This is a genomic window from Hymenobacter translucens, assembly GCF_020685205.1.
Lineage (GTDB): Bacteria > Bacteroidota > Bacteroidia > Cytophagales > Hymenobacteraceae > Hymenobacter > Hymenobacter translucens.
Genome location: NZ_JAJERB010000002.1, coordinates 510,341 through 536,514, shown reverse-complemented (window position 1 = coordinate 536,514; position 26,174 = coordinate 510,341). Strand labels below are relative to the sequence as shown.

22 protein-coding genes are annotated in these 26,174 nt (G+C 62.6%); 14 read left to right on the top strand and 8 right to left on the bottom strand.

Annotation, left to right across the window (positions count from 1 at the left end):
• The first annotated feature begins 350 nt into the window (after window positions 1–350).
• Window positions 351–1,733 (top strand): magnesium transporter, encoded by a 1,383-nt coding sequence (mgtE, locus tag LJY25_RS06005; RefSeq protein WP_227607334.1) that lies wholly within the window; start codon window positions 351–353, stop codon window positions 1,731–1,733.
• Between the two features lie 4 nt (window positions 1,734–1,737).
• On the top strand, window positions 1,738–2,454 hold the full coding sequence (locus LJY25_RS06000; protein ID WP_227607333.1) for a hypothetical protein: 717 nt from the start codon (window positions 1,738–1,740) through the stop codon (window positions 2,452–2,454).
• 11 nt (window positions 2,455–2,465) lie between these two features.
• Here LJY25_RS06000 and arfB read toward each other — a convergent pair whose 3' ends face one another.
• Together arfB and LJY25_RS05990 are read right to left on the bottom strand one after the other, a co-directional pair.
• Complete coding sequence (gene arfB, locus LJY25_RS05995) at window positions 2,466–2,873, bottom strand: alternative ribosome rescue aminoacyl-tRNA hydrolase ArfB (RefSeq protein ID WP_227607332.1); 408 nt, start codon at window positions 2,871–2,873, stop codon at window positions 2,466–2,468.
• Window positions 2,874–2,970: 97 nt separating this feature from the next.
• Window positions 2,971–3,393, bottom strand: coding sequence for a hypothetical protein (locus LJY25_RS05990; RefSeq protein WP_227607331.1), 423 nt, complete (start codon window positions 3,391–3,393; stop codon window positions 2,971–2,973).
• Between the two features lie 159 nt (window positions 3,394–3,552).
• On the opposite strand from LJY25_RS05990, the gene LJY25_RS05985 reads away from it, so the two are divergent.
• Window positions 3,553–5,613, top strand: a complete 2,061-nt coding sequence (locus tag LJY25_RS05985) for a M13 family metallopeptidase (protein ID WP_227607330.1) — start codon at window positions 3,553–3,555, stop codon at window positions 5,611–5,613.
• Window positions 5,614–5,728: 115 nt separating this feature from the next.
• Here the strand turns inward: LJY25_RS05985 and LJY25_RS05980 are convergent, their stop codons facing one another.
• Window positions 5,729–6,208, bottom strand: a complete 480-nt coding sequence (locus LJY25_RS05980) for a nuclear transport factor 2 family protein (RefSeq protein ID WP_227607329.1) — start codon at window positions 6,206–6,208, stop codon at window positions 5,729–5,731.
• Window positions 6,209–6,302: 94 nt separating this feature from the next.
• Window positions 6,303–7,220 carry an NmrA family NAD(P)-binding protein gene (locus tag LJY25_RS05975; RefSeq protein ID WP_227607328.1) on the bottom strand — a complete coding sequence of 306 codons (918 nt, stop codon included), beginning with the start codon at window positions 7,218–7,220 and terminating at the stop codon, window positions 6,303–6,305.
• A 171-nt stretch (window positions 7,221–7,391) separates the two neighbouring features.
• Here LJY25_RS05975 and LJY25_RS05970 point away from each other — a divergent pair, with 171 nt between their 5' ends.
• Complete coding sequence (locus LJY25_RS05970; RefSeq protein WP_227607327.1) at window positions 7,392–7,778, top strand: winged helix-turn-helix transcriptional regulator; 387 nt, start codon at window positions 7,392–7,394, stop codon at window positions 7,776–7,778.
• A 125-nt stretch (window positions 7,779–7,903) separates the two neighbouring features.
• Window positions 7,904–8,617 carry a head GIN domain-containing protein gene (locus LJY25_RS05965; RefSeq protein ID WP_227607326.1) on the top strand — a complete coding sequence of 238 codons (714 nt, stop codon included), beginning with the start codon at window positions 7,904–7,906 and terminating at the stop codon, window positions 8,615–8,617.
• A 192-nt stretch (window positions 8,618–8,809) separates the two neighbouring features.
• Here the strand turns inward: LJY25_RS05965 and LJY25_RS05960 are convergent, their stop codons facing one another.
• Window positions 8,810–9,352, bottom strand: coding sequence for a hypothetical protein (locus LJY25_RS05960; protein WP_227607325.1), 543 nt, complete (start codon window positions 9,350–9,352; stop codon window positions 8,810–8,812).
• A gap of 142 nt (window positions 9,353–9,494) precedes the next feature.
• Between LJY25_RS05960 and LJY25_RS05955 the strand changes: the two genes are divergently transcribed.
• The gene (locus LJY25_RS05955; RefSeq protein ID WP_227607324.1) at window positions 9,495–10,442 is read left to right on the top strand and encodes a 3-oxoacyl-ACP synthase III family protein; all 948 of its coding nucleotides are present in this window, start codon (window positions 9,495–9,497) and stop codon (window positions 10,440–10,442) included.
• A 6-nt stretch (window positions 10,443–10,448) separates the two neighbouring features.
• Here LJY25_RS05955 and LJY25_RS05950 read toward each other — a convergent pair whose 3' ends face one another.
• Window positions 10,449–12,557 (bottom strand): matrixin family metalloprotease, encoded by a 2,109-nt coding sequence (locus LJY25_RS05950; RefSeq protein WP_227607323.1) that lies wholly within the window; start codon window positions 12,555–12,557, stop codon window positions 10,449–10,451.
• Window positions 12,558–12,644: 87 nt separating this feature from the next.
• A complete protein-coding gene (locus LJY25_RS05945; RefSeq protein ID WP_227607322.1) occupies window positions 12,645–13,556 on the bottom strand; it encodes a DUF72 domain-containing protein in 912 nt (303 codons plus the stop codon).
• Window positions 13,557–13,925: 369 nt separating this feature from the next.
• On the opposite strand from LJY25_RS05945, the gene LJY25_RS05940 reads away from it, so the two are divergent.
• The 5 genes from LJY25_RS05940 (at window position 13,926) to LJY25_RS05920 (ending at window position 21,651) form a co-directional block, all read left to right on the top strand.
• Window positions 13,926–14,723 (top strand): septal ring lytic transglycosylase RlpA family protein, encoded by a 798-nt coding sequence (locus LJY25_RS05940; RefSeq protein WP_227607321.1) that lies wholly within the window; start codon window positions 13,926–13,928, stop codon window positions 14,721–14,723.
• 132 nt (window positions 14,724–14,855) lie between these two features.
• Window positions 14,856–17,303 (top strand): penicillin acylase family protein, encoded by a 2,448-nt coding sequence (locus LJY25_RS05935; protein WP_227607320.1) that lies wholly within the window; start codon window positions 14,856–14,858, stop codon window positions 17,301–17,303.
• 48 nt (window positions 17,304–17,351) lie between these two features.
• Window positions 17,352–19,856 (top strand): hypothetical protein, encoded by a 2,505-nt coding sequence (locus LJY25_RS05930; RefSeq protein ID WP_227607319.1) that lies wholly within the window; start codon window positions 17,352–17,354, stop codon window positions 19,854–19,856.
• 84 nt (window positions 19,857–19,940) lie between these two features.
• Entirely contained in the window at window positions 19,941–20,321 is a 381-nt protein-coding gene (locus LJY25_RS05925) for a hypothetical protein (RefSeq protein WP_227607318.1), read from the top strand.
• Between the two features lie 268 nt (window positions 20,322–20,589).
• Entirely contained in the window at window positions 20,590–21,651 is a 1,062-nt protein-coding gene (locus LJY25_RS05920) for a T9SS type A sorting domain-containing protein (protein WP_227607317.1), read from the top strand.
• Between the two features lie 81 nt (window positions 21,652–21,732).
• Here LJY25_RS05920 and LJY25_RS05915 read toward each other — a convergent pair whose 3' ends face one another.
• Window positions 21,733–22,938, bottom strand: a complete 1,206-nt coding sequence (locus tag LJY25_RS05915; RefSeq protein ID WP_227607316.1) for an alpha/beta hydrolase family protein — start codon at window positions 22,936–22,938, stop codon at window positions 21,733–21,735.
• Between the two features lie 186 nt (window positions 22,939–23,124).
• On the opposite strand from LJY25_RS05915, the gene LJY25_RS05910 reads away from it, so the two are divergent.
• The 3 genes from LJY25_RS05910 (at window position 23,125) to LJY25_RS05900 (ending at window position 26,089) form a co-directional block, all read left to right on the top strand.
• Entirely contained in the window at window positions 23,125–23,544 is a 420-nt protein-coding gene (locus LJY25_RS05910) for a BlaI/MecI/CopY family transcriptional regulator (protein WP_227607315.1), read from the top strand.
• On the top strand, window positions 23,513–24,868 hold the full coding sequence (locus LJY25_RS05905; protein ID WP_227607314.1) for a M56 family metallopeptidase: 1,356 nt from the start codon (window positions 23,513–23,515) through the stop codon (window positions 24,866–24,868). The genes LJY25_RS05910 and LJY25_RS05905 overlap by 32 nt, the downstream gene beginning before the upstream one ends.
• A gap of 180 nt (window positions 24,869–25,048) precedes the next feature.
• Complete coding sequence (locus tag LJY25_RS05900; RefSeq protein ID WP_227607313.1) at window positions 25,049–26,089, top strand: hypothetical protein; 1,041 nt, start codon at window positions 25,049–25,051, stop codon at window positions 26,087–26,089.
• Window positions 26,090–26,174 lie beyond the last annotated feature (85 nt).

Genomic DNA, 26,174 nt, shown 5'->3' with positions numbered 1-26,174 from the left:
AAACGCACGGCTGCCGGCCGGGTTGTTGAAAAATGCCGGAAATCAAATCACTGTCGGGCTTATGGGACCGCAAAAACCTCTCGCTCAGGCTGCAATCAACCTATTCTGCGCACTCCTGGGCTGCCGGGCAGTTCAGGCGTTGGAGTGGGCGTGCCGGGCTGCCGGAACGGCGGGAGGAACCCCGACAGTAAGGCGGAACTGCGGCGCGGCGGGCTTCGTTGCGACAGGAATTAAAGCACCACGCCGAAACTTCGGCCTGGGGTGTGGCGGGGCCACAAATTCGACCTACTTTTGCCCGCCGATTTCCTACCTCAACCAGTCGCCTAGCGAAGCACAACCGCCCTCAACCGATGATCCAGCAGCAGCCCGTGGAAACCATCACGTCCCTGATTCAGGAGGGCGAGTTTTTTAAGCTGAAACAGGTGCTCAAGGGCTTCGAGCCCGCCGAGCTGGTGGAGCTGATCGAGGCCGAGGAGGAGCGCGAGCAGCTGATCATCTTTCGCCTGCTGCCCCTGCAGCTCGCCACCCAGGTGTTTGAGTACCTGGACCTGGAGATTCAGAAGCACTTTCTGAACAACCTCACCCAGGACAAAATCACCGACATCCTGAACGAGATGTCGCCCGATGACCGGACGGCCCTGCTGGAGTTTCTGCCCGACGACTTCGTCAAGGAGCTGATTCAGACCTTGTCGGAGCCCGAGCGCAAGGTGACGCTGGAGCTGCTGGGCTATCCCGAGTACAGCGTGGGCCGCCTGATGACGCCCGACTACATTGCCATCCGCGAATCGTGGACGGTGCGGCAGGTCCTCGACTACATCCGGGTGCACGGTGGGCACTCCGAAACGCTGAGCGTACTGTACGTGACCGACGAGCGGGGCATTCTGATTGATGACATCCGCATCCGGGAGTTTCTGCTGGCCGAGCCCGACAAGCACGTCAGTGAGCTGATGGACCGTCGCTTCGTGCACCTGCGGGCCATGCAGGACCAGGAAGAAGCCATTGAGGTGTTTCGCCGCAACGACCGGGTAGCGCTGCCGGTAGTCAACGACGAGGGCGTACTGTTTGGCATCGTGACCATCGACGACATCCTGGACATCCGGGAGGAAGAGGATACCGAGGACATCCAGAAGCTGGGCGGCTCCCAGGCCCTCGACGAGCCGTACCTGAGCATTCCGCTGATTGGGATGGTGCGCAAGCGGGCCGGCTGGCTGGTAATTCTGCTTATCGGAGAGATGTTCACGGCCACGGCCATGGGCTTCTTCGAGGAGGAGATTGCCAAAGCCGTGGTGCTGGCCATGTTCATCCCGCTTATCATCAGCGCCGGCGGCAACGCCGGCTCGCAGGCCACCTCCCTTATCATCCGGGCCATGAGCCTGGGCGAACTGAGTTTGAGCGAGTGGTGGCGGGTGATGCGCCGGGAATTGGCAACCGGCCTGATGCTGGGTACCATTCTGGGCATCGTCGGGCTGCTGCGCATTCTGCTGTGGTCCCGCATCTACCCCGACGAGTACGGCGTGCATTACTGGCGGATCGGCTTCACGGTGGGCTTCTCGCTGGTGGGTATCGTGCTGTGGGGCTCCCTCTGCGGCTCCATGCTGCCGCTGCTGCTCAAGCGCCTGGGTGCCGACCCGGCCACCTCGTCGGCCCCCTTCGTGGCTACGCTGGTCGACGTGACGGGGCTGGTCATCTACTTCTCGTTTGCGGTGCTGTTTCTGAGCGGGACGCTGCTCTAAGAAGATGAATCGTTTCCTGTGCTTCCGGCTGGCGGTGGGCTTTCTGACGAGCATCCTGCTGTCGGGCTGCGCGGCGGTGGGCCGGCTGTCCGGCCTGGAGACGGGCGACTACCAGCTGTTTAAGACCAATGACCCGGCGTTGCTGGCAAAGGCGGGGAAAGACCGGGCGTTTTACGTAGAGCAGACCATCGACTCGCTGCGGTTTCTTTCCCAGCCAAAGCAGGATACCGTGGTCCGTCGCTTCAGCTACCCGATCAAGCCGGGCCGGTACGTCATTCTTGTCGACCGCAAGTTCGACCTGGATGTCTTTACGATTCCGTTTAAAGCAAGGCTGCCCCGGGGTCCGGTGCCGCTACAGCTGAATACCAACTTCAACGCGGCGCTCTACTACGGCCGTCGGCTCGACTTCTACCACGTCAACAGCCGCCTGCACCTCAACGGCCGGCAACAGCCGCAGGTGCGCAGCGTCGGGTTCGGCTACGGCATATTTACCGGCCTGGGCTCCACCATCGTCAACCCCGACGTCACCAATCAGCGGAGCCGGGTGGCCGAGTACGAGGGCTTTGTGGCGCATGCCGGGGTGGCGGCTATTTACGACGCCCGCATCTTCAACCTGGGCCTGGCCGTGGGCGCCGACCAGCTGCTGGGCCCCGACGGACGCCACTGGCTTTACCAGCGCAAGCCGTGGTTCGGGGTGCTGTTTGGGCTGGACCTGAACTAGCCCGGGCGAAATCAGAAATCAAGCCGGCCGCGGTTGGCCTTTTTCTCGCCCTGCTTTTTCTTCGACTCCAGCCGCTTGCGCACGGCGCCTTTGCTGGGGCGGGTGGCTTTGCGGGCCTTGGGCTTGTGCAGGGCCTTGAGCAATAGGTCGTGGAACTTGCGCAGCACGATTTCGCGGTTGCGCAGCTGGCTGCGGTCTTCCTGGGCCACGACCAGCAGCTCATTCTCAGTCGTCAGGCGGGAAGCCAGCTTTTCCAGCAGCACCTGCTTTTGCTCCTCGGTCAGCAGCTGGGAGTTCGGCACCGAAAACCGCAGCTCTACGCGCGACTCCACCTTGTTTACGTTCTGCCCGCCCGGCCCGCTGCTGCGGCTGGTCTGAAACTGAAGCTCGGGTAGAAAGTCGTCGGCAGAGGGAAGCATGAAGCGGCGCAGCAGGGTTGAAGGTGTATGCGGACTGTTTTACGGCCCGGCGACGAAAATAGCGCACTCCTTTAGCAGCAGCTTTGTTTACATCCGGCTAAACGCACAGCCAGCCCAGCAGCCCGGTTCGGGCAGTCCAGGCCAGGGTCCGGACCCAGTTGGTGCGCACCAGCCCATCGATGGCAATGTAGTCGTAGCCTTGGGCGAGCCGGTTGTGAAAGGGCACGGAAATAAAGAACGTTGCCGCCCAGATCAGCCCCACCAGGCCCAATGCCCACCAAACCAGCTGCCCCTGGGCCCGCTCCTGCCAGGCCAGCCACAAGGCCAGCAGCAGCTCCAGCACCATCGGCCCCATCACCACCCAGCTGACGCGGCGGGCGTGCTGGGCATGAAACGCCGGAAAGGTTTCGCGGGCTGCCTGCGCAAAGCCGGGGTAGTGCACGAGCTGTACGGTCCAGATTACCCCGGTCAGGTAGGCGGCCAGGGCAAAGTTGAGCAGTAGCAGCAGTTGGGTCGACATAGCGAAACGTGAAAAAGGCGGGGCGAATGCAGCCCCGAACCCGGCGCCTTACTCTTTAGCCGGCGGCCGGGCCGTTGCAAGGTAGCGTGCGGCCCGTGTACCGGCTTGCGGTTGGCTTAATTCCCATAGTTTAGCTGCGCTCATCCTTTCCCTGTTCCTATGCGCTTTCCCTACTCCTTGCGCCGGCTGCTGCTGGCTTCTGCTCCGGCCGCCACCCTGGCCTTCGGGGCCTGTCAGCCCGGCGGCAAAGCCGGCAGCGGCTCCCCCGACGTGCTTCAGGCCAGTCTCGATACCACCGTCCGCCCCGGTGACGACTTCTTCACCTACGCCAACGGCGGCTGGCTGAAAAAGCACCCGATTCCGGCTTCCGAAAGCTCCTGGGGCATCGGCAAGGAAGTGCAGAACGAAATCTACGCCCGCCTGCGCACCATCAACGAGGAAGCCGCCAAAGCCAACGCCGCTGCTGGCACCAACCAGCAGAAAATCGGTGACTTCTGGGCCGCCGGCATGGATTCGGCCGCCATCGAAAAGCAGGGTATCGCCCCGCTGAAGCCGGAGCTGGACCGCATTGCGGCCATGCGCACCGCGGCCGACGTGCAGGCTGAAATTGCCCGGCTCAAGCCCCTGGGCGTGAACGTGCTGTTTGGCTCTTATGTGACACAGGACCCGAAAAACAGCGAAAATATGGCCCTTATGATGTGGCAGGGCGGGTTGGGCTTACCCAACCGGGACTACTACTTCAACAAGGATGCCCGCACCAGCAACATCCGCAAGGAGTACGGGGTACACGTCGCCAACATGCTGAAGCTGGCCGGCCAGACGCCCGAGCAGGCCGCCGCCGGCAGCGCCCGTGTGCTCAAGCTGGAAACCGAGCTGGCCCGCTCGTCGCGGAAGCTGGAAGACCTGCGCGACCCCTACGCCAACTACCATAAGATGTCAGTAGCGGAGCTGGACAAGCTTACGCCCGGCCTCAGCTGGAAGCCCTGGCTCAGCCAGATGGCACTGGCTAAAGCGGATACCGCCATCGTGGGTCAGCCGGAGTTTTACCAGACGGCCGGCCGGCTGTTGAAAACCGCTCCCATCGACGACTGGAAAGCCTACCTGCAGTGGCAGCTGCTGCGCGAATACTCCTCCGTGCTCAGCAAAGGCCTCGACGACGAGCATTTCCGGTTTTACGGCACTATTCTGCAGGGCCAGAAAGAGCAGCGGGCCCGCTGGAAGCGGGTGCTCGACAACGAAGAAATGGCCATGGGCGAAATGCTGGGGCAGCTGTTCGTGAAAGAGTACTTCAAGCCCGCCGCCAAGGAGCGGTACGAGCAGATGGTGAAGAACGTCATGGCCTCGTTTCGGGAGCATATCCAGGCCCTGAGCTGGATGAGTGACTCCACCAAGCAGAAAGCTCTGGTTAAGCTCAACAAAATCACCCCGAAAGTAGGCTACCCCAACAAGTGGCGCGACTACTCGGCCCTCACCATCGACCGGAGCTCCTACGCCCAGAACGTGATGCGCGCCAACGAGTGGCTGTACCGCTACAACATCAGCAAGCTGGGCCGGCCGGTGGACCGCACCGAGTGGGACATGACGCCCCAGACCTACAACGCCTACTACAACCCGTCGAACAACGAAATCGTGTTGCCGGCGGCCATCTTCGCCATTCCCGGCCTGCGCGACGAGGATGCCGACGACGCGGTGGTGTACGGCTACGGCGGGGCGTCCACCATCGGCCACGAGCTCACCCACGGCTTCGACGACGAAGGCAGCCAGTACGACGAGAACGGCAACCTGCGCAACTGGTGGAGCAAGAAAGACCGGGCCGCCTTCCAGCAGCGCGTGAACGGCATCGTGCGGCAGTTCAACGGCTACCAGGTGCTCGACTCCCTGCACATCAACGGCAAGGCTACGGCGGGCGAAAACATTGCTGACCTGGGCGGCATCGTCATTGCCTTCGATGCTTTCAAGAAAACCGAGCAGTACAAGAAAGGCGAGAAAATCGGAGGACTCACGCCCACGCAGCGTTACTTCCTGGGCTACGCCCTGGGCTGGCAGAGCCACCAGCGCGACGAAGTGCTGGCCCAGCGCATCCTTACCGACGTGCACTCCCCGGCCAAGTACCGCGTGAACGGCCCCCTGGCCGACGTGCCCGCCTTTTACGAAGCCTTCAACGTGCAGCCCGGCCAGGCTCTCTACCGCCCCGACTCGGCCCGGGTCACGATCTGGTAAAGTTGCTGGCCAGGAGTGCCGCTACCGTTAGCAATCAGCCTGAACCTTATTATCAAAAAGCCCTTCCGTGAGTTGACGGAAGGGCTTTTATACGTTGCTTCATTCCGGTTTTCGGTCAGCTCGTGATTCCCCGCTGGGCCATAAACGCCGTGAGGCTTTGCCGGGCGCCGGCCTGCACTTTCTTTTGCAGCAGCGGGGTCCAGCCCAGCAGCCAGCCCACCGGTCCCAGGGCCTGCCTCGACCAGCGCCAGAAGCTGAACTCGTCGTGGTGCGTCAGGATTTTGCCGTCCTGAAAGGTGAAGCGAGCCTGAATGTGGTTGTGTACCCGCCGGCCGGTCTGGGAAAAGGTGTAGCGGGCGTCCCATACCGCCTGTCCATGGCTGTCGTCGGCGCGCAGGTGGTCGTAGGTGAGGGCCAGGTCCTTGCCCCGCTCGCACAGCATCCGCCACATGGCCCCCACTTCTGCCGCGCCCTGCAGCTGAAAAGCGCCGTCGCGGAAGCTGGCCCGGGGATGGTAGCAGGCGGCCATGCCGGCGTGGTCGCGGCGCTGGAAGCTCTGGTAGAAGCGGTGCAGCAGTTCTTCGTGCGGGTGCATGGCTGGCGGGGGTTGAAAACCCTCAAAGCTGGTAAAAAAACAGCGCCTTCCAACCCCACGGCTGAAAGGCGCTGCGCACTAACCTCACCCGGGCTTACGAAGCTACCGGCTGGGCTGCTTTCCGGAAAGCCGGGGCAAACACCTGCTCGGCAAACTGCTCCAGCGTGGTCGGCGTGGTGTTTTCAGCCGTGCGCACCTCATGCAGCATGAAGTTTTCCTCGTTGATGCCCCGGGTCATCTCAATGTAGAGGTCGGCCATCGACTCCGACAAGCCCGCGCCCATCATGCCCTGCTTAGCCTGCTCATAAGGAAACTGCACGTACGGCAGCTCCGGCCGGCCAATAGCCCGCCCGAAGATAGCCGTGGCTTCGGCGTTGGTGTAGTCGCGGGGCCCGAGCAGCAGCTGCACCGACTTACCCGTCGGCACTCCGGCGTCGAGCAGCTGAGCGGCGCGGGCGGCAATATCTTGGGTAGCAATCATAGGAAACGCTACGTCAGGGCGGGTCGCGGAGCCATTGATGCCCATGCCCTGAATCAGGCCGATGCTGCTCAGCAGGTTTTCCATAAAATAAGCCGGGCGCAGGTGCACCACATTCAGGCCATCGATGGCGTTGAGGCGCTGCTCCTGCCGGTGCACGCCCACAATCGGGCCCGTTCCGGCTTCCAGCTCGGCACCGATGCTGCTCAGGTTTACCGCGTAGCGCAGCTCCGCTGCCCGGACGGCAGCGGCAACGCTTTCACCTACCGCCGCCTGATGAGCCAGGTTGTCGGGGGCCGTCACGTGGGGCGGCAGCATCAGGAAGGCGGCATCAGCCCCGCGCAGGGCATCGGTCAGGAAGGCGGTGTCCTGCAGGTCGCCGGCCCGGGATTCGGCCCCGGCCGCCCGCAGGGCATCGAGGCGCTGGCTGCTGCGGGCTACGGCCGTTACGCGGTGGCCGCGCTGCAGCAAAAGATGGATAAGCTGGGAGCCGATTTGGCCGGTAGCACCCAGTACGACAATGTGCTTGCTCATAAAAAGAAGGTAAGAGGGTAGGCAAAAAGTAATGGCCGGCGGCCAGCCCGAATAGCCTGGTGCATTGCCGGGTCAAAGGAAACGCCTTACCTTCACTTTTCGCAAGTACCTACTATTTTGTAGGCTACCTACCTTTCCGACAGTAATACTGATTATCAACAACTAAATTTTATGAACAAGCTCACAAAACAGCAACAGGCCGAGGCCGAATGGGCAGCCTGCACCGAACCGCAACCCGCCGGGGCCGTGTGCCCGGTACGCACCACGCTTAACGTGCTGGGGGGTAAGTGGAAGCTGCTGGTTCTCTCCTACCTGCTCGAAGGACCGCGCCGCTACGGAGAGCTGCGCCGCCTGATGCCCGAAGTGACTGAGAAGATGCTGATCCAGGAATTGCGGGAGCTGGAGGCCGACGCCATTGTGGAGCGGCTGGTGTATCAGCAGGTGCCACCCAAAGTCGAGTACCAGCTTACCGACCTGGGTCGCCGCGTGCAGCCCATGTTTGAGCAGCTCATCAACTGGGGCCACGGCTATCTGCAGCGGGACCGGGTGCCGGCCTAAGGCTGCCGGCCTAAGGCCCGCTGCTGCCCGGGGCAAAAGCAAAAAATGCAGGTGCCGGGCAACGCTTCGGGTAGCGGCTTCATCTACCCCGCTGAACGCATCATTCACCTTTTATTTCGCCTAGTATGAAAACGCTACGCCTGTTTCTGCTTCCCCTGCTTTTCGCCGCGCTGGCGCTGACATCCTTTAAAGCGGCTACCGCGTCCGACGGCCGCGAAGTGCGGCAGGTTTCGCCTTTCACATCCGTAACGCTGGCCGGGTCGGTGGCGGTGGTAATCAAGCAGGGCAGCACCCAGCTGGTGGAGATTGAAGGCCTGGCCTCTGACCTGGCTCAGCTGGAAACGGCGGTGAAAAACAACCGGCTGCGCATCGGGGCGAAGCCGGGACTGAAAAACGTGCGTTTTCAGAAGCCTGTTACAGTGTACGTTACCATGCCGGCCATTGAAGGGCTGAGCGTAAGCGGCTCGGGCCGGATGCAGGTTATTACCGCCTGCCAGGCGCAGAAGCTGATGCTGGCCGTGAGCGGCTCGGGCCGGCTCGTAGTGCCTCAGGTGCAGGCGGCCGAGGTTCATTCGTCGCTGTCAGGCTCCGGCGACATCCGCCTGGCCGGTAACAGCCCCAAGCATGACGCCAGCATCAGCGGCTCCGGCGACATTGATGCCAGTGAGCTGAAAACGGAAGCCAGCAGCGTGAGCATCAGCGGCTCGGGCGATTTCCGCCTGCACGCCACCCGCTCGTTGAAAGCCAGCATCATGGGCTCCGGCGACGTGTACGTAAAGGGCAATCCGCCCCAGATCGACTCCACTGTGATGGGCAGTGGCCGGGTGCACAAGGGATAGTCTACTTCCGCCCCCCGTGGGCTTTGCAATAGATGAACGAGGCGGTTCCCGGACAGGGGCCGCCTCGTTTCGCGTCAGCAGGGTTGAGCGAAACGAAGAGAGACTTAGCAGTCGTGGCGGTGTACTAAAGCCGAAACGCGACCAGGCTTCACTTACACGTTGGTGCTCAAATTCCCTTGGACCCGGCCAGCGTTAGTCCCGATTTTTTCTTTTGTCAGCCTTGGTATCCCGGTCGCTGCCGCCAAACAGGCCGCGCTTCTTTTCCTTGATAAGCACGTAGCGGATTGAAAAGGCAGTGGGGAACCGCATTCGTTCGGGAGCATTGATTTCAATGGTCGGCTTGAAATCGAACGAGAGCAGCAGGGGGATAATCGCCACCTTATACTCAAGGCCCACCAGGCCATCGACACCCCCGAACGCACCGGTCTTGTTATGGGCGCCCAGATGCGCGCCGGCACCAGTGTACACGTTGAGGCTACGCCCGAAAATGCCGAAGTGACGCTCCGCCAGCAGTGTCCCACTGACTTCCTCGGTGTTGAACATGGCCAGGCCCTCCAGGGTGGACTTTTCTCCGATCCGCTGCTGAACAGTTAAACCCGAGTAGGATTTTCCGCCGAGTCGTAGACCAATAGCAGTGCGGTATTTCTGGGCCTGGGCCTCGAGGGAGGCTGTTATCAGCAGTCCCGTTAAACTCAACAGCCGTAGCAAACGGGGAAAGGAAATGCGTGCAGACATAGAATTACAGAATAATGGGTAAACCCGGCCGGCCGGTACGCGTTTGAACGCAGAACGTTGAAGCAAAGTACGGGCCGACTTAAGCCTCCCACCTATTCGTGGCGTACCTTGCTTAGGTTTTCGCCTTCATCCCACTCCCACAGTGTACATTCACCAGGTCGCGGCGTATCTGCCCACCCACGTCATCACCAACGAGCATTTCACGCGCCTGAACGGCCTTTCGCACGAGTGGATTATTGAGCGCACCGGCATCCGGGAACGGCGTAAAGCCGAAGCTGGCGAAAACACGAATACCATGGCGGTGGCCGCCACGGAGCAGGCCCTCAGCTCCGCCCCGGGCTTCCCGGCCGAACGCATCGACCTTATTGTAGCCGCCACGTACACGCCCCACGATACCATCTTTACCGTGGCCCATGCCGTGCAGCTTGCCGTGGGCGTGTCCGACATTCCGGTGGTCAGCGTGTCGTCGGCCTGCTCGTCGCTGCTGAATGCAGTGGAGGTGGTGCAGGGCTACTTTGCCATGGGCAAGGCAACCCGGGCCCTGGTCGTGGTTTCGGAGCATAATACGGCCTACAACAACGAGGACGACACCGTGGCCGGCCACCTCTGGGGCGACGGTGCGGCAGCCTTGCTTATTTCCAAGGAGCGCCTAGCTCCCGAGGACCTGCACGTGGTCGACATCATTACCGGGGGCGCCGCTACGGTTGGCAAAGCCAGCACGGCCGTTACGCTTAAGCCGGTTGAGCGAGGCATCGTAATGCCCCACGGGCGCGACGTCTTCACCCACGCCTGCCAGTACATGGCCAAAGTAACCCGGCAGATCCTGGACCAGAATGGGCTGGGCGTTGACGACGTGGCTTACCTGATTCCTCACCAGGCCAACCTGCGCATCACCAACAACGTGCTGCAAAGCCTGGGGCTTTCCAACGACCGCGCCATCTCCAACATTGACCGGCTTGGCAACACGGGCTGTGCGGGCGCCGCCATTGCCCTGGCCGAAAACCTGGATGTGCTCAAGCCGGGGGATCATATCGTCGTGACCGTGTTTGGCGGGGGCTACTCTTACGGAGCAATGCTGCTCACGCGCTAACGAGTTCTACCGCGCCACCTTGATAAAGGGGGTATAGCCGGTTTTTCCTTCCGAATCCCGCCACCGCAGCAGATGCCACCCCGCGTGGAGCCCGCCCACGTTCAGGGTCAGAATGTTAATACCGCTGTTGTAGTCAAGTTGTATCCCCCGCTGGTACCGTCCCAGAGCATCGTAGAGGAAGACTGTCACCTGGCCGGCCTTGATGCCCCCGTCGAACTGCAGCATCAGGTTCTCGTCGGCAACCGGGTTTGGAAATACCTGCAGCTGGGTTAGTACCCCGCCCGCAGCCGTGACGGCCTGGGGGGCCACGTTGTCAAGCGAGCCATCGGGTCGTCGCACCCGGAGCCGGTAGTACAACAGTCCGCCCGGGGGCTGGGCATCAACAAACCGGTAAGTACCGCCGGCCGCCCCCGCAGAGACGACGGACAGCTGCTGCCAGGAGGTGGTATCGGTGGCCGGCGCCCGCTCTACGACAAAGCTTTGCACAAAGCATTCCGACTGGGTAGTCCAGGTTACCTCGGTGCCGGCTCCAGCGACGGAACGCGCATTCACGGTGGTCAGCGGAGCCGGCAGCATGGGCGCCGGTCCGCAGCCGGGAGGTACGAAGCTACGGTTCCGGAGCAGGAACCGCCCCCCGGCCACGTCGCTCTGCGGATTCAGCTGGCGCGTAACCTGCAGCACGTCGATGGCAAAGTGCATCACAGCCCCGCGCAGAATCAGGTGGGTGAGCTGCTGGGCGTGGCCCAGCTCGTGCACGGCCACCGTTTCGAAGTCGTACTGCCCGACCACAGGCAGGCCGGGACCGAACTGCCAGTTCGTGGCATCATCAAACTGCATGTCGATTTCCTTGACCCAGAACACCACTCTTCCCGAGGGCTGCAGGCGGCAGCCCCGGTAGTAGTTGGTCGTGCGGCCCAGCACCCGCGCCGGCAGCTCATTGGCCATATCAAAGCCCAGGGCGTTTTCGTCGTCTTCAGCCGGCCCCCGACCCGAGCGGGCGGCACCCAGGTCCCAGTTCACGCCGGTCTGGCAGCGCCAGGTAGTAAGGGCCCGCTGAAACGAAGCCGCAGCGGCAGCGGTCAGGTTGGCCTCGGGCCGGAAGGAATACCCGCCCATCCCGTTCTGATTGAAGTGGCCCGGCCGCACGATCTGCTGGCTCTGGGTGTCCTGCACGTTGATAATGGCATAAACCACGGTAATCTGCCCGGGACTGATAGCCTGGAGCTGTTCATTGCTGGTCACCCGCACTACGCCGCTGCCTGCCGGGTTGCGAGAGGTGCTGAGCGTGGGTACCCGCACCTGAATCCGGGTATCGGTCCAGCTCACATACTCGGCATCCTGGGGCCTGATAAAGGTGGCGCCGCCGTCGTCCGCATTGCGGAATTCCACGAACCCATTGCCCCGCGTGGCACCAAACCCAGAGCCGTTAATAGTCAGCACGGCATCAGTGCCGGCAGTGATGGTGGCAGGAGCCACGGTGGCAATGATGGGGGCCTGCCCACCCCGGCGGTCGGCCGGGGGCTGGCTGCGGCGGCTCACGGCAGCCTGCAGAGCTGGATTGGGCTGCAGCTCCCGCAGCGGCTGGCCCGTGGCGGCAGTCAGCTCAGTATAAAAAGTTAAACCAAGCAGTGGATACTGGCGGAAAGGCTCAGCCGCACTGGCCTGGGTAAGATCGTAGCGGATAAAGCCCTGCTGACTGCCGTACGCCGCCCACGCATCGGAAAGGCCCAGGTCGGCAAACGGCGCGGGGTACAGAAACAATACACCCTGCTCTCCGGGCTGCAGGGTCAGCGTATTGGTCAGCTCGTGCCGGTCAAGGTCCACAGTGCCGCCTTCGGTGATAAGGGTCAGGGTAGCTGCCGGCGCTCCTTTAAATGACTTGAACACGCGCAGGCGGTGGGCAGTGTAGATCCGGCGGTGGCCGGCATCCCAGAAGCTGCGGGCATCGAGTACCTCTGCCTCCACTATCAGGGCAGAAGCCCGGGTCCGTTCAACGGGGTCCAGGGGCAGAAGCAGACAATGCGTTTCAGGGCCGGCAGTCTGAGCCAGACCAGGCCGGGAGACAGCAAAGCAGGTCAGCGCAACAGCAAGGCGAAAAAGAGTAGAAAGCTTCATAGGCAGGGCCCGGGGCAGAAAACCGGGCGCAAACCAAGATACGGTAAAACTGCCCGTCTGGTCGGCGCCGCCCCGCAGCCCGCCCGCCTAAAACAGGCTGCCCTGAATCGGCTGCACAATTATCCGGGGCGGGGCCACGCTCAGGCCGGTCAGGGCGTTGAGCTTTTCCAGAAAATACTGCGTCCAGACCGGGCTGTGCATGATGTCCTTCTGATGAACAAAGAAGTAAACAGACTGCAGGCCCGCGGCCAGCCAGTCGGCAAGGCGGGCGGCCCAGGCATCGGCGCGTTGATAGTCGCTCCGGATCAGGCCGTGGCCGTTAAACCGGATGCAGGCCGTGGGCGTGGTCAGGCGCTGGTGCAGCACGTCGCGGCGCCCGGCCACGTCGGTGAGCACGAGCGTCTTGCCCAGGGCTTCGAGCAGGGCAAACACCGCGTCGCGCAGCCCGGCATCGGCAAACCAGCGCGGGTGGCGCAGCTCTACGGCCAGCGGCACATAGTCGGGAAAGTCGAGCAGGTAGCGCTCCAACCGGGGCAGGTGCTCGGGCCCGAACGTGGGCGGCAGCTGCAGAAAAGCCATCCCCAGCCGCTCGTCGAGGCCACTGATGGCCCGGCAGAAGGTGGTCGTCAGCTCATCGGCATTGTAGAGCTCCCGCTCGTGGCTGATGCTCTGGGGCAGCTTGGGGCAAAAGCGGAACTCCGGCGGCACGGCATCGCGCCACTTGCGTACCGTGGGCGCATCCGGAATTCGGTAGTGCGTGGTATTCAGCTCGATGCAGTTAAACTGCCGGGCGTAGTAGTGCAGATAGTCGGTATCCTTGATGCCGGCCGGGAAGTAGTTGCCCAGCCAGGCTTTGTTGGTCCAGAGCGGGCAGCCTACGTACACCTGAGGCGGGCCGGCCAGGGCAGAGGCGCGGGCCAGCACGCGGGCCGTTTCGGGGTGGTCGGGCGGAAGTGAAAAGTCGACCGTACGCAGGTCGGAGAGGCGGCCAAAATCCATGGCTGCAAGTACGGCAAAACCGGTGGCCCGGTGCGCCAAGCCGACGTCAACGTCTGCTTACACCCTTACTAAAAAACCGGGACATATGCAACCCGGCTCCGAAGATGGGTGGGCCGTGATGCCCGAATTTTTTTCACCGGCGGATAGTATAATTTAACTAGAGTTCGGCTTGGCGTCCCAAAAGAATCCTAAATGCGCCTTTCCGAAACACAAACGTCCATTTTTCCCTATTTCTGTGGATAACTTTTGTGCAAATTTTCTTTAAAAAGGTAAATAAGGTAGGATTTTCGATTACTAAGGGCATTGGCAATTGCGAGGTAGTTCAGATCAGGCTTCTAGATTTGACTTACTCACCAACCAAGAGAATGAATGAAGTTGATTACACGACTGCACCTCTCGGGCTTGCTGATGGCCTCGCTTCTTATGCTGTTCTCAGCTGCTCCCGGAGCAGCCCGGGCCCTGGGCTCGGATAGCGACGACAAAGCCCCTGTTACTGCCAAGAAAGCCACCGTACTGCGGGGCCGCGCCTCCTGGTACGGCCGCGAACACCAGGGCCACCGCACCAGCAATGGCGAGCGGTTCGACCGGATGAAGTACACCTGCGCGCACAAAACCCTGCCCTTCGGCACCAGACTGCGCGTTACCAACCCCCAGAACGGCAAATCAGTTGTCGTGCGGGTATCCGACCGGGGACCGTTCCGCCATCAGCGCATCCTCGACCTGTCCGAAATAGCTGCCCGCCCGCTGGACATCGTGCGCCTGGGCGCCGTTTCCGTCGTTGCCGAGGTCGTACCCGACACCACGCCCCTGGGCCCCACGGATGCTCCTGCCGATCTGGCCTCGCTGGGAACGGAAGAAGCCGTCATCACACCGGCAGCCGATATTCCGGCCGTAGAGCTGGTGCCCACCACGCCCGAGCCCGCGCCTACGTTTGTTGTGCAGGCCGGCACGTTTGGCGACCCGCGCAATGCCCAGGCCGTGCAAGCCAGGATTCAGGCTATCGACAAGCAGCTGCCCGTTACCATCGCCCAGGAAACGGCGGGTGGCCGCTCGCTCAGCCGGGTGCTCGTCGGACAGTTTACCGACCGGGAAGCCGCCGAGGCGCTGCGCAAGCAGTTGCTGACGAAGGGCATTACCGGCCTGGTGCGCCAGCGGGAGAACTTCTAGGCTGCCCGCCGACTACTACCTTTTAGAGCCCTCAGCTGCCCCGCGCCGCTGAGGGCTTTTTTATGCCCCTGCCTGAACGGCTACAAGTCAGAACAGATTTTCTACCTTACCCGTCCAATTCTATGGTCGCGTATGATTCGCTGGATTAAAGCCCTGCTTGCCCTGGTTGCCTGTGTTTCGCTTACCTGGGCGCTCAACTCCCGCCTCGGCGTGGCGCCCCCGCTGGGCAAATTCCTGAGCCCGTTTCGGGGGTTCTGGACCAACAGCGAAACGCCCACCTCGTTTCCGGAGCAGCACCGGCTTGATTTGCCTGGCCTGCAGCAGCCGGTGCAGGTACGCTTCGACGAGCGGCACGTGCCCCACATCTTCGCCCAGAACAACCAGGACCTGTACTTCGCCCAGGGTTACCTGACGGCCCGGGACCGGCTCTGGCAGATGGAGTTTCAGACTCACGTAGCCGCCGGCCGCCTGTCGGAGATTGTGGGCGGGGAACGGCTTGAAACCGACCGGTACTTTCGCCGCATTGGCATGGTGTACGGGGCTAAAAGGTCGTTAGCGGTAATGATGGCCGACCCGACCACCCGGACAGTGCTCGAATCCTACTCGGCGGGCGTGAATGCCTACATCAACTCCCTCACGCCCCAGACGCTGCCCTTCGAGTACAAGCTGCTGGGTTACGCCCCCGAGCCCTGGCAGCCGCTGAAATGCTCGCTGCTGCTCAAGCTGATGGCCTTCGACCTGAGCGGGCGCTCCAACGACGACCTGCGCATGTCCAACATCCTGGGCAAGTACGGCCCGGCGGTGGTGAAAGACCTGTTCCCGGACCTGCCCACCCGCGAAGACCCCATCGTGCCCACCGGCACCCCGCTCGATTTCAAGCCCCTGTCCGTGCCGGCTACGCCCAAATCGTTTGGGGCGGCTATGACGGCCAAAATGCCGGCCCGGGACGCTGACCCCGAGCTGGGCTCCAACAACTTTGCCGTGAGCGGCACCCGCTCAGCCACCGGCTACCCGATTCTGGCCAACGACCCTCACCTGCAGCTCAACCTGCCCAGCATTTGGTACCAGGTGCAGCTGTCGGCCCCGGGCGTAAACGTGTACGGCGTTACCATTCCCGGAGCGCCGCTGGTCATTATCGGGTTCAACGAGCAGGCGGCCTGGGGCGTCACCAACGTGGGCGGCGACGTGCTCGACTGGTACCAGATCCGGTTCCGGGATGCCCGTCAGCAGGAATACTGGCACGACGGGCGCTGGAAACTGGTACGGCGCGTAGTCGAGCGGATTAAAGTCCGGGGCCAGGCCGATAAGGTTGACACGGTGCTCTACACCCACCACGGCCCGGTGGTGTACGACCGCGACGAGAAGCCTTTCACGGCCCAGACGCCCATCCGTCACGCCATGCGCTGGACGGCCCACGACGGCATGAACGAGATGATGACGTTCTACCGCCTCAACCGGGCCCGGAACTACGCCGACTATACCGCCGCCCTGCAGTTTTACGGCTCCCCGGCGCAGAACTTCATCTTCGCCAGCCAGCAGAACGACATTGCCCTCTGGCCCAACGGCCGGTTCCCGCTGAAGTGGCGCAACCAGGGCAAGTTTATCCTCGACGGCACCGACCCGGCCTACGACTGGCAGGGCTGGATTCCGCAGGCCCACAATCCCCACGTAAAAAACCCGGCCCGGGGCTTTGTCAGCTCCGCCAACCAAAGCTCGGCCGGCCCCGACTATCCTTACTATCTGGGGTGGTCGTACGCCTCCTACGAGCGGGGGCACCGCATCAACGAGCGGCTGGCTTCCATGACCCAGGCTACGCCGGACAGCCTGCGCCACCTGCAGAACGACAACCTGAACCTGAACGCCCGGCTGATGCTGCCCCGCATGCTGGCTTTGCTGCCCGCCGATAAGCTGAACGAGGCCCAGCGCCAGGCGTACGCCGAGCTGCAGCGCTGGAATTACGTGCACGACGCCGGTGCCATCGGGCCCAGCATCTTTGACCTCTGGTACAGCCGCCTGGTAAAGGCGCTGTGGGACGACGACTTCGGGCCGAAAACCGGGGTGGAGATGCGCTACCCCGGCCGCGACCGGACCAACACCCTGGTTTTGCAGCAGCCTGCGTCGCCCTGGATTGACAACCGCACCACGCCCGCCCACGAAACCCTGCCCGACCTGGTGCTGCAGTCGTTTCAGCTGGCTACCGACTCCCTGCAGCGCAAGTTCGGCGCCCTCGGCCCCGACTGGCGGTGGGCCAACCAGAAAAGCACCGATATTCTGCACCTGGCTCAGCTGAAGGGCTTTGGCAGCCTGGACCTGGACGTGGGCGGCGGAGCGGGTATCGTGAATGCCATTTCCGAGCGCAACGGCCCGTCCTGGCGGATGGTAGTGGCCCTGGGGCCCCAGCCGAAAGCCTACGGGGTGTTCCCGGGCGGGCAGTCCGGCAACCCGGGCTCGGCTTACTACACGGATATGATTGAAACGTGGCGGACGGGCACGCTGGACGAGTTGGTGTTTCTGCGGAGCGCCGACGAAAAAAACCCGCACGTGCATGCAGCCTGGGAGCTGCGGGGCGGCTCCCGATAATACCCTTATACTAATCCTTTTTCTATTCACGTAAGCTTACCACCGCCCATGCCTTATTTACTTCGACTATCCCGACAGCTTATTCTGGCGCTGGCGCTGAGACTACTGACGGCTGCGGCCTTTGCCCAGCAAACCCAGCCCGACCCGTCCTTTTTCCCGCAGGAGGTTCTTCAGCCGGCCGCAGTGTACCAGGCCGTGCAGCAGCCCGACGGCAAGCGCATCATGCTCGGGGAGTTTGCGCGGGCCGAGGGCACGGTAGCCCCGCAGCTGGTGCGCTACCTCACGAATGGAAGCCTCGACCAGGGCTTCAATGCCAACGTCAACCAGGGGCAGAACATCCTGTACACCTACATTACGCACCTGGAGCCCCTGCCAAACGGGCAGTTGCTGGTGTTCGGCTCGGGGCAGGGCACGGTCACCGTGGGGGGCATTTCGCGGCAGAGCCTGCTCCGTCTGAATGCGGATGGTACCGGTGACCCCGGCTTCAGCCCAGGTACGGGCGCCAATGGCAGCATCCGGTACGCCGCCATTCAGCCCGATGGCAAAATTCTGCTGGCCGGCCGCTTCACCTTGTTTGGCGGCACCGCTGCCATGCGGGTCGTGCGGCTGCTGCCCGGCGGCGCGGTGGACCCTTCCTTTTCGGTCGGCACCGGGCCCGACACGGAACCGACCTCGCTGGCCGTTTTGCCGAACGGGCAGATTCTGGTGGGTGGTGGCTTCCGCACGTTCAACGGGCAGGTCCAGCCGGCGCTGGTGCGGCTGCAGCCCGATGGCAGCCTGGATGGGAGCTTCAATGCCCAGGCGGCGTCCGGCACATTCGTCCGGAGTCTGGCTGTGCAGCCGGATGGTAAAGCAGTGGTTGCTTTGTCCGCCGGCTTCCTCGGTAATACGGGGATGCGCCTGGTACGCCTGCAGCCCAGCGGCGCCGTCGATGCTTCCTTCAACAGCGGCTTTACCAGCTCCTTCGCCAGCTCTTACACCACTTATAACTTCAACGTTCTGCAGCTTCAGTCGGATGGCAAGGTGCTGCTGGCAACCGGCTTTCTGCCCGGACGGCCCGCGGGTAAGGTGATGCGCGTCCTGCCCAACGGCGCCGCCGACACCAGCTTTGAGATGCTGCTGAATCAGCCGGTTCTTTCCCTCCAGGCCCTGCCCGACGGCCAGGTACTTACCTCGTATTATAACAACGACTCCGACGTGTTTCCCGCCACGTCGCCATCCGTAGCCCTGCTCACCGCTACCGGCAGCGTCGAAACAGGTTTTGTACCCCAGCTGCAGGCCGTCGGCACCGTCAACACGGTAGTAGAGCAGCCCGATGGCAAGCTAATTATCGGTGGGCGTTTCTCGGTCGTGAACGGGGTGCCGGTCCGCAACCTGGCCCGCCTGAACCCTGACGGCACGGTGGATGCCGCTTATTCCACCGCCGGGGCGCTGAGCGGGGGCAGCGTGGAGTGCCTGGCTTTGCAGCCCGATGGACGGCTGGTGGTGGGCGGCGGCTTCACCTGGGTCGGGACGACGCAACGCTCCGCGGTAGCCCGGCTCCTGCCTTCGGGAGCTCCCGACAACAGCTTTGCCTCCGGCGGAATAGCAGTGACCCGGTTAGCGGTGCTGGGCGACGGCCGGATGCTGCTGGTCCGCGGCTCGAGCACCCTTGCCCGCGTGCTGGCCAACGGACAACCCGACCCTACTTTTCAGGGTATTTCCAACCAGTACATTTCCACGCTGCTGGTGCAGCCCGACGGGCGTATCCTGATTGGGGGAAGTTATCAGGCCGGACCGGGCGCCACCCCCTATCTGCTCCGTCGTCTGCTCTCCAATGGAGCCATCGACCCGGCCTTTGCCCCGCTTCTCCATACCGGCACCGCAACCTTTAGCGAGGTTCTTTCAATGGCCCTGCAGGCAGACGGCAGCATTCTGCTTGGCGGCTATTTCGACGAAGTCGGGGGCGTCACCGCCAACGGGCTGATTCGGGTGCTGCCTTCCGGCGCGCCCGATCCATCGTTTACCTCACCCTTCAACCGCAATACCTTTGTGTATACCCTGGCCATGCAGCCCAATCAGCGCATCCTGGCCGGCGGAGACCTGACCACGTCCGGGACGGGCTACGTCACCCTGATGCGGCTGACCAGCTTCGGAGCCCAGGACCCGGATTTCAACCTGAGCGTCGGCCCCGACATGGCGCCCCTGTGCCTGCTGGTACAAACGGATGGCAAGATTGTCGTGGGCGGCTACTTTAACCAGGTGGGTACAAGTGACCAGCTGGGCCTGGCCCGGTTGATTGACGCCAACGTGCTGCACGTAAAAGCCGGGGTCTCCGCCGCGACGCTGGAAGCCTGGCCGACCCCGGCCCGGGGTGTGCTGCACCTCCGGCTTGACGCCTCCGCCCGGCCAGGCCGGGTTTCCCTGCTTAGCCCCATCGGTCAGCTACTAAGAACCCAAACGGCCCCGGCAACCCGCCTCGACGTTTCGCTCGACGGCCTGGCGGCCGGGGTTTACCTGCTTCGCGTCGATTACCAGGATGGCCCCGTCGTGCGCCGGGTACTAGTAGAGTAACGCCTGCCGCGCTACCATCAGCGGCCGGCCTCCGTCCCGGTCGTTCTTCAAACCCGTCTTCTACCCCCTTTCTTTTCCCTGCTTATGCGCCTGTTTCTGCTGATTCTGGTTTTGGCTGCCGTAGCCCAGCTTTTCCTGCCGTGGTGGGTGGTGGCCCCGGTTGCGTTTGCCCTGGCGGCCTGGCAGGGCCGGAGCGGGGGCAAATCGTTTCTGGCGGGCTTTGGCGGAGTTGGGCTGGCCTGGCTGGTGCTGGGCTTGTGGTACCACCTGCGCTCCGACGGCCGCCTCAGCAACCGGGTAGCCGAGCTGCTGGGTCTGGGCGGCAGCGGCCTGGCAGTGGTGCTCATTACCACGCTCGTCGGGGGGCTGGCAGGTGGAACAGCAGCCCTGGCCGGCAGTTGGCTGCGGCAGGCGTTGGGAGCCCGCCCGGCGCCAACGCAGACGGACGCACCCCTACAAAGGTAGATTTACAGCACTTTCGGCCGGGCCCTGGATGGTCAGATCGGCAGTTCGAGTATCATCCATTTCCCCACTTGTCCGGCGAGGCAGGTGGGGAATTTGTTTGTTGTGGGGACCGTAGCTCCCGGGTTTGGGACTTCCTCAGGCTTTTGGCAACGTTCCCGGTAACGTTTGCATGAATAATGCCGTCTAAGTTCTTTTTTTTCACTCTGCGGAAGTCAAACTTACGTATTGGATTCAAGTACAATACCTCCCACTTCGCCTTTTTGAAATGATGAAAACTTTACAAAACTCCTTTTCCCGCTCCCTGACGGCCCGCTGGAAAGGTCTGGCCGCAGCGGCCTGCCTCGGCCTGGGTCTGGCTGCTGAGGCTTCGGCGCAGACGCCCGTATTCGTTCAGTGGCCCATGACGCGCAACAACCAGGACAGCGCCGCCGTGCGCTCGGCCAACGTTACGGTGGGCACTCCTACCTTCCGGCGCTACGTGCTGTCCAACGGCCAGGTACCGACGGGTGCTACGGCTTACGCTCCGTATTCGAGCGTTGGGCAGGCATTCGGCGTGCAGGCTGATGGCGGTGGCTGGAGCAGCAATGCCACGCCTCCTGGTCCTGGCTCGGCTCCCCGTCGCACCTACTATGAGCAGTTCCAGATTACGGCTACTGCCGCGGCCCGGGTCGACTCCATTATTTTCAGCGCTGCCGTTCCGAGCTCATCAGCTGGCCGCGTGGCTGTAGTCTACTCGCGCAGCAACTTCACGGCTGACTCATCCGACGTAACCGGCGGCAAAGGCCCGAACGGCGCATTGCCCGCCACGGCCAATGCTACGTTTGGCGTTAACTCAACCGGCGTTGCCGGTGGTACGGCCAACACGCCCGCCACCGTCCCGCAGTACAGCACCGGCATGGCGCAAAGTGCCCGCACCTTTCGTCTGGCGCTAAACGGCGCTACGGGCGTAACCCTGACGGCTGGGCAGACGCTCACGACCCGTATCTACTTCGGCGTAGGCAGCACCGGCGTAGGCCGCTACATCCTGCTGAAGGATGTAATCATCAAAAGCCAGCAGCGCGTGACGGGGGTGAGAAACGGCAAGGCTGTTGCTCAGCTGGGCATCTACCCCAACCCGGCCCAGCGTCAGCTCGTGCTAGCTCACCCTGCCGCCAAGGCTGATGCCCGGGTGACCGTTTACTCGGCTACGGGTCAGCGTCTGGTTTCCTTTGTTCCCGCCGTCGGCGCCGCCAGCTCCGAAATCAACGTTGAGTCGCTGGCCAGCGGCATCTACATGGTAGAGTACTCGGACGCTACCCAGCGGGCCACCTCGAAGATCGTAAAGCAGTAGCTTTCGCTTTACCCTAATACAAAAAAGAGGCCCTGGAAGATTCCAGGGCCTCTTTTTTGTATCCGCAGCTCATTCTTCTGCCTAATACTGGGAAATGAAGAGCAGGGACTGCAGCGTATAATTGGTAATCGACGTGAAGTGGTTTCCACCCTGGATGGGATGCAGCTCAACCTGGGTCGCGCCCCGGGCCCGCATGGCGCGGTAGGCATTCTCCGAGTTGAAATAGGGAACATAATCGTCGGCGGTGCCGTGAAACAACGCCAGCGGCGCCTTAGGCTGCCAGTCGTGAATGTCGTTGTCGCGGAAGGCCGCCAGCATGGCCTGGTCAGTGCCATTCAGCACGCCCTGACGGAAGCCGGCGGTGAACAACTCCTTGGGCTGGCGCGATACGGCCGCCAGCGGGTTGGCCTGAAGCTGATTGGCGTAGGGCTGGTTGAAGTAGAACGGCAGGGGCCGGTTGATTGCGTACACCCGGTTGTAGGTATCGAGCACCCACACGTAGGAAGTCAGGAAGTCCAGCGACTGGTCGGAATCGAGGATGTAGCGGGCGAAGGCCGTTTTGTGGTAGGCCCCGGCCCCGGGCGCGCTGGCCGTGACGGTAAATTCGGCGGCGTGTTTTTCCTCGATCAGCTTGTGCAGGGCCATGGTGGCAAAGCCTCCCTCGGAGTAGCCCAACAGAAAGTTCTTCTGGTTGAGCGTCACCTTTTCTTTTTCGCAGAACTCCCGCGCCGCCCGCAGCATGTCGAGCGAAGCCGAAGCCAGAGACGGGGCGTGCTCGTACGGATGGGGGTGGTCTTTGGAAGCGCCGTAGCCAATGTAGTCGGGAGCCGACACCACGTAGCCCGTGGAAGCCAGCACGGATACAGCCGACCAGACTTCGCCCCCGGTGGTGTAGTAGGAAGGCGCCCGGGGCTCATCGGCAGGCTGGATGGTGCCGTGCTGGTAGCTCAGCAGTGGCAGAGACTGGGTGGTAACGGGCAGCAGCAGCGCCCCCGATGCCGTGATTTTCCGGCCGTCGGTGTTGAGCGTGGTATAGGTAAGCTTGTAGGCGCGCACCGGGTACCTAACCAGCTGGGCCGCCATCGGCAGGCCGGATACGCGCCCGGCCAAGGTAGCGGGGCTGTACTCGCCAATGAGCGTGGCACTGACAAGGTGAGTTTCGGCTTTTGCGGCCTCAACCGGGGCGGCAACTTCATTTTTGGTGCAGCCGGCCGAAGCCGTGCCCAGACCTATCCACAGCAGCAGGCTGAAGCGGAGCAGGCGTTTTGAAAAGTCGTGGAGAATCACAGCGTTCCGGATAGTGGTTATCGAAGCCACAACACCGGCCAGCCTAAAAGATTTCCTTAAACAGCCTTAAATCAGTGTACTGGGGCTGGGGCAAGGAGCCAGGAAAGCGCTTATTTTCTATCACCTAAAAAAATAGTTGTTAAACTAAAAATTTAGTTATACGTTTAGATCACCAAGCAGCTCCCCATGGAAATCTTCCCCGAACTCACCAAAGCCGAAGAGCAGGTGATGCAGGTACTCTGGCAGCGCGGCCCTTCGTTTGTGAAGGACGTGCTGGTCGAAATGCCCGCTCCGCCGCCCGCCTACAACACCGTTTCGACCATCATCCGCATCCTGGAGCAGAAAGGCTTTGTCGACCACGAAGCCTTTGGCCGCACCCACCGCTACTTTGCCGTGGTAGCCCAGGACGACTACCGCCGGTTTTCGCTTCGCAAGCTGCTGGGCGGCTATTTCGGTGGCTCGTTCAGCCGGCTGGTTTCGTTTTTCGCCAAAGAAGAAGATCTGGATGCAGCCCAGCTGGAAAAGCTGCTGCACCTGGCTCAGCAGGACCTTTCCAAACCAACACCCGACGCCGATGCTGACTCTGACCCTCCCCACGCTGATTAACTGGTGGTGGCAAAGCTGCCTGATTCTGGGCAGCGCCTGGCTGCTGTACCGGCTGGCCCTGCGCTCCGAGCCGACCTTCCGCTATAACCGGCAGTTTTTGCGCTGGACTCCGCTGCTGGCGTTGGTGCTGCCACCGCTGCTGACGCTGGCCACGCCCTGGCTGCAGGCCTGGCTGCCGGCCCGGGAATCAACCCCGGCTTTGCTGCGGCCCAGTGTGCTGCTGCCGGCCGTAACCGCCGGATCTAGCGGCGCCGGAGGCATCGACCTGCTGCCGTGGCTGTTGGGGCTGTACCTCGCGGGCGCCCTGCTGGTGCTGGGGCGGCTGGGCTGGCAGCTGTGCCGGCTGTGGCAGCGCACCCGCCGGCTGCCGGGAAAACCGGGCCCGGGCTACGAGCTGGTCTGTACGGCCGGAAAGTTGCCCATCAGCTCGTTTGGGAGCCGGGTGTTCTGGGATGAAACCGCCGCGCTGACCCCAGCCGAGGCGCAGCTGATTCTGGCTCACGAAGCCGCCCACGTCGTGCAGCGCCACTCCCGCGACCGGCTCGGGCTGGAACTGCTGCGCAGCCTGCTCTGGCTGAACCCCTTCGTTCATCTCTACCCCCGGGCTTTGGAGCTCACCCACGAGTACCTCGCCGACGAAGCGGCCCTGGGCGAGGCGCCCACACCGGAAGCGGCATCGGCCTATAGCGCGCTGCTGGCCCGGCTGACGCTCCAGCGTTTCGCTATCGACTTTCCCCTGGTCCATTCTTTCACTTATTCCCAAACCCTTACCCGCATCGCTATGCTCAAAACTTCCCACCCGGCCCGGCGCTGGAAACACTGGCTGCCCCTGCCGGCGGCTACGGCCCTGCTGCTTACCCTGGCTGCCTGCACGGACATCGATTCGATTGGGCCACCCCCTCTCCCCCCGCCCCCGCCGCCGGCGCCAATGGCCCCACCCCCACCGCCGCCACCCCTCGTGGGCGTGAAACAGGAAAAAGTCTACGATAAGGTGGACCAGATGCCGGAGTACCCCGGCGGGCAGGCCAAGCTGATGCAGGACATCATGGCCAACCTGAAGTACCCGGCCGACGCCAAGGCCGCCGGGCTGGGCGGCACGGTTCTCATTGAGTTCGTGATTAATTCCGAAGGGCAAATCAGCGTGATTGACTTCAAGCAGCGCGCGAAGGCGCCGGCGGGTCAGGAGGCACTGGCCAGGCTGCTGGACAAGGCTGCTACCGATGCCATTCTGGTGGGCGTTTCGGGCACAGGATGGAAGCCGGGCCGCCACCAGGGCAAAGCAGTGGCCGTGAGCTTTGTGGTGCCGCTCTCCTTTCAGCCCTAGGTACTATTGCCTTTCGCGCTGCTCTACCAAAGCCTGGTTTCGCTATTCTAAGGGCGAAACCAGGCTTTTTTTGGCCCCGGCCGGCTGGTCCTGATAGGGCAAACGCGGAAAAGGCGGGCTTTTTCGCGGCAAAAAGGCGTAACTTGCTGACCTGTTCCGCCTTCAATCCTATTTTCTTCAGTGTCTTCTTTTTCAACTGCTGCCCGCCGCTCGGCCCTTTTTGTTTCCGCGCTGGGCCTGATTTTCTCGTCGGCCCTGACCGGCTGCGGTACCCGCTCCGAGGGCGAAACGCCCGACTCCAAGGCCACCGCTGAAACGGCTACCGCCGCCCAGCCCGCCCCCGTTGACTCGGCGGCTCTGCAGCGGCTCGCCATGCGCCGCGACTCGCTCCGGGCCGACTCCATCGTGCGGAAAAGCGGGCAGCTGCCGGGCGCCATTCTGCCTGGCCGCCGCATCGTGGCCTTCTATGGCAACATTCGCTCGAAGGGCATGGGCATTCTGGGCCGGGAGCCCAAGGAGCAGATGTTCCGCAAGTTTGCCGGAGTTATCAAGGAATGGGAGGCCGCCGACCCTTCCATCCCGGTGCAGCCCGCGTTGCACAATGTGACCATCACGGCCCAGGGCACGCCCGGCAAGGACGGCAAGTGGCGCCTGATGAACTCGAAGGCCACCATCGAGGAGGTTATTTCCTGGGCCCGGGAGCACAAGTGCATTCTGTTCCTGGACGTGCAGCCGGGCCACAGCACGCTGCAGGCCGAGCTGCCCAAGCTCGAGCAGTACCTGAAGTCGCCCGACATTCACCTCGGCATCGACCCGGAATTCTCGCTGTCCACCATGCCCGGTGTGCGACCCAATCAGCGCATCGGCACCCTCGACGCGAAGGACATCAACTTCACCGTGAACTTCCTGGCCCGTATCGTCAGCGAAAACAAGCTACCGCCCAAGGTGCTGACCGTGCACCGCTTTACGCGCCGGATGATTACCAACTACAAGAACATCAAGCTCGACCCGCGGGTGCAGATCGTTATGCACATGGATGGCCACGGCGACCCGGTTCTGAAAAAGGACTCCTACAAAGACTACATCGTAGCCGAGCCGGTACAGTACACGGGCTTCAAGCTGTTCTACGAGTACGACGCGCGGCCCAAGCCCCACCACATCATGACCCCCTCCGAGGTAATTGCGCTTAAGCCTTCGCCGCTGTACATTCAGTATCAGTAGGCTATTGCTTTCCCGGCAAGAAAGGCGCTGAGAATATCAGCGCCTTTCTTTGTTTAAAGCCGGCCGGAGCTGGGCTGTGTTGACG

Bases quoted from the DNA above. Each gene is read 5' to 3' on its own strand.
- LJY25_RS05920 (WP_227607317.1), top strand. From the start codon at position 20,590: ATGAAAACTTTACAAAACTCCTTTTCCCGCTCCCTGACGGCCCGCTGG.
- LJY25_RS05990 (WP_227607331.1), bottom strand. From the start codon at position 3,393: ATGTCGACCCAACTGCTGCTACTGCTCAACTTTGCCCTGGCCGCCTAC.
- LJY25_RS05970 (WP_227607327.1), top strand. From the start codon at position 7,392: ATGAACAAGCTCACAAAACAGCAACAGGCCGAGGCCGAATGGGCAGCC.
- LJY25_RS05905 (WP_227607314.1), top strand. From the start codon at position 23,513: ATGCTGACTCTGACCCTCCCCACGCTGATTAACTGGTGGTGGCAAAGC.
- LJY25_RS05985 (WP_227607330.1), top strand. From the start codon at position 3,553: ATGCGCTTTCCCTACTCCTTGCGCCGGCTGCTGCTGGCTTCTGCTCCG.
- LJY25_RS05925 (WP_227607318.1), top strand. From the start codon at position 19,941: ATGCGCCTGTTTCTGCTGATTCTGGTTTTGGCTGCCGTAGCCCAGCTT.
- LJY25_RS05975 (WP_227607328.1), bottom strand. From the start codon at position 7,220: ATGAGCAAGCACATTGTCGTACTGGGTGCTACCGGCCAAATCGGCTCC.
- arfB (WP_227607332.1), bottom strand. From the start codon at position 2,873: ATGCTTCCCTCTGCCGACGACTTTCTACCCGAGCTTCAGTTTCAGACC.
- LJY25_RS05930 (WP_227607319.1), top strand. From the start codon at position 17,352: ATGCCTTATTTACTTCGACTATCCCGACAGCTTATTCTGGCGCTGGCG.
- LJY25_RS05980 (WP_227607329.1), bottom strand. From the start codon at position 6,208: ATGCACCCGCACGAAGAACTGCTGCACCGCTTCTACCAGAGCTTCCAG.
- LJY25_RS05950 (WP_227607323.1), bottom strand. From the start codon at position 12,557: ATGAAGCTTTCTACTCTTTTTCGCCTTGCTGTTGCGCTGACCTGCTTT.
- LJY25_RS05935 (WP_227607320.1), top strand. From the start codon at position 14,856: ATGATTCGCTGGATTAAAGCCCTGCTTGCCCTGGTTGCCTGTGTTTCG.
- mgtE (WP_227607334.1), top strand. From the start codon at position 351: ATGATCCAGCAGCAGCCCGTGGAAACCATCACGTCCCTGATTCAGGAG.
- LJY25_RS05945 (WP_227607322.1), bottom strand. From the start codon at position 13,556: ATGGATTTTGGCCGCCTCTCCGACCTGCGTACGGTCGACTTTTCACTT.
- LJY25_RS05910 (WP_227607315.1), top strand. From the start codon at position 23,125: ATGGAAATCTTCCCCGAACTCACCAAAGCCGAAGAGCAGGTGATGCAG.
- LJY25_RS06000 (WP_227607333.1), top strand. From the start codon at position 1,738: ATGAATCGTTTCCTGTGCTTCCGGCTGGCGGTGGGCTTTCTGACGAGC.
- LJY25_RS05960 (WP_227607325.1), bottom strand. From the start codon at position 9,352: ATGTCTGCACGCATTTCCTTTCCCCGTTTGCTACGGCTGTTGAGTTTA.
- LJY25_RS05940 (WP_227607321.1), top strand. From the start codon at position 13,926: ATGAAGTTGATTACACGACTGCACCTCTCGGGCTTGCTGATGGCCTCG.
- LJY25_RS05965 (WP_227607326.1), top strand. From the start codon at position 7,904: ATGAAAACGCTACGCCTGTTTCTGCTTCCCCTGCTTTTCGCCGCGCTG.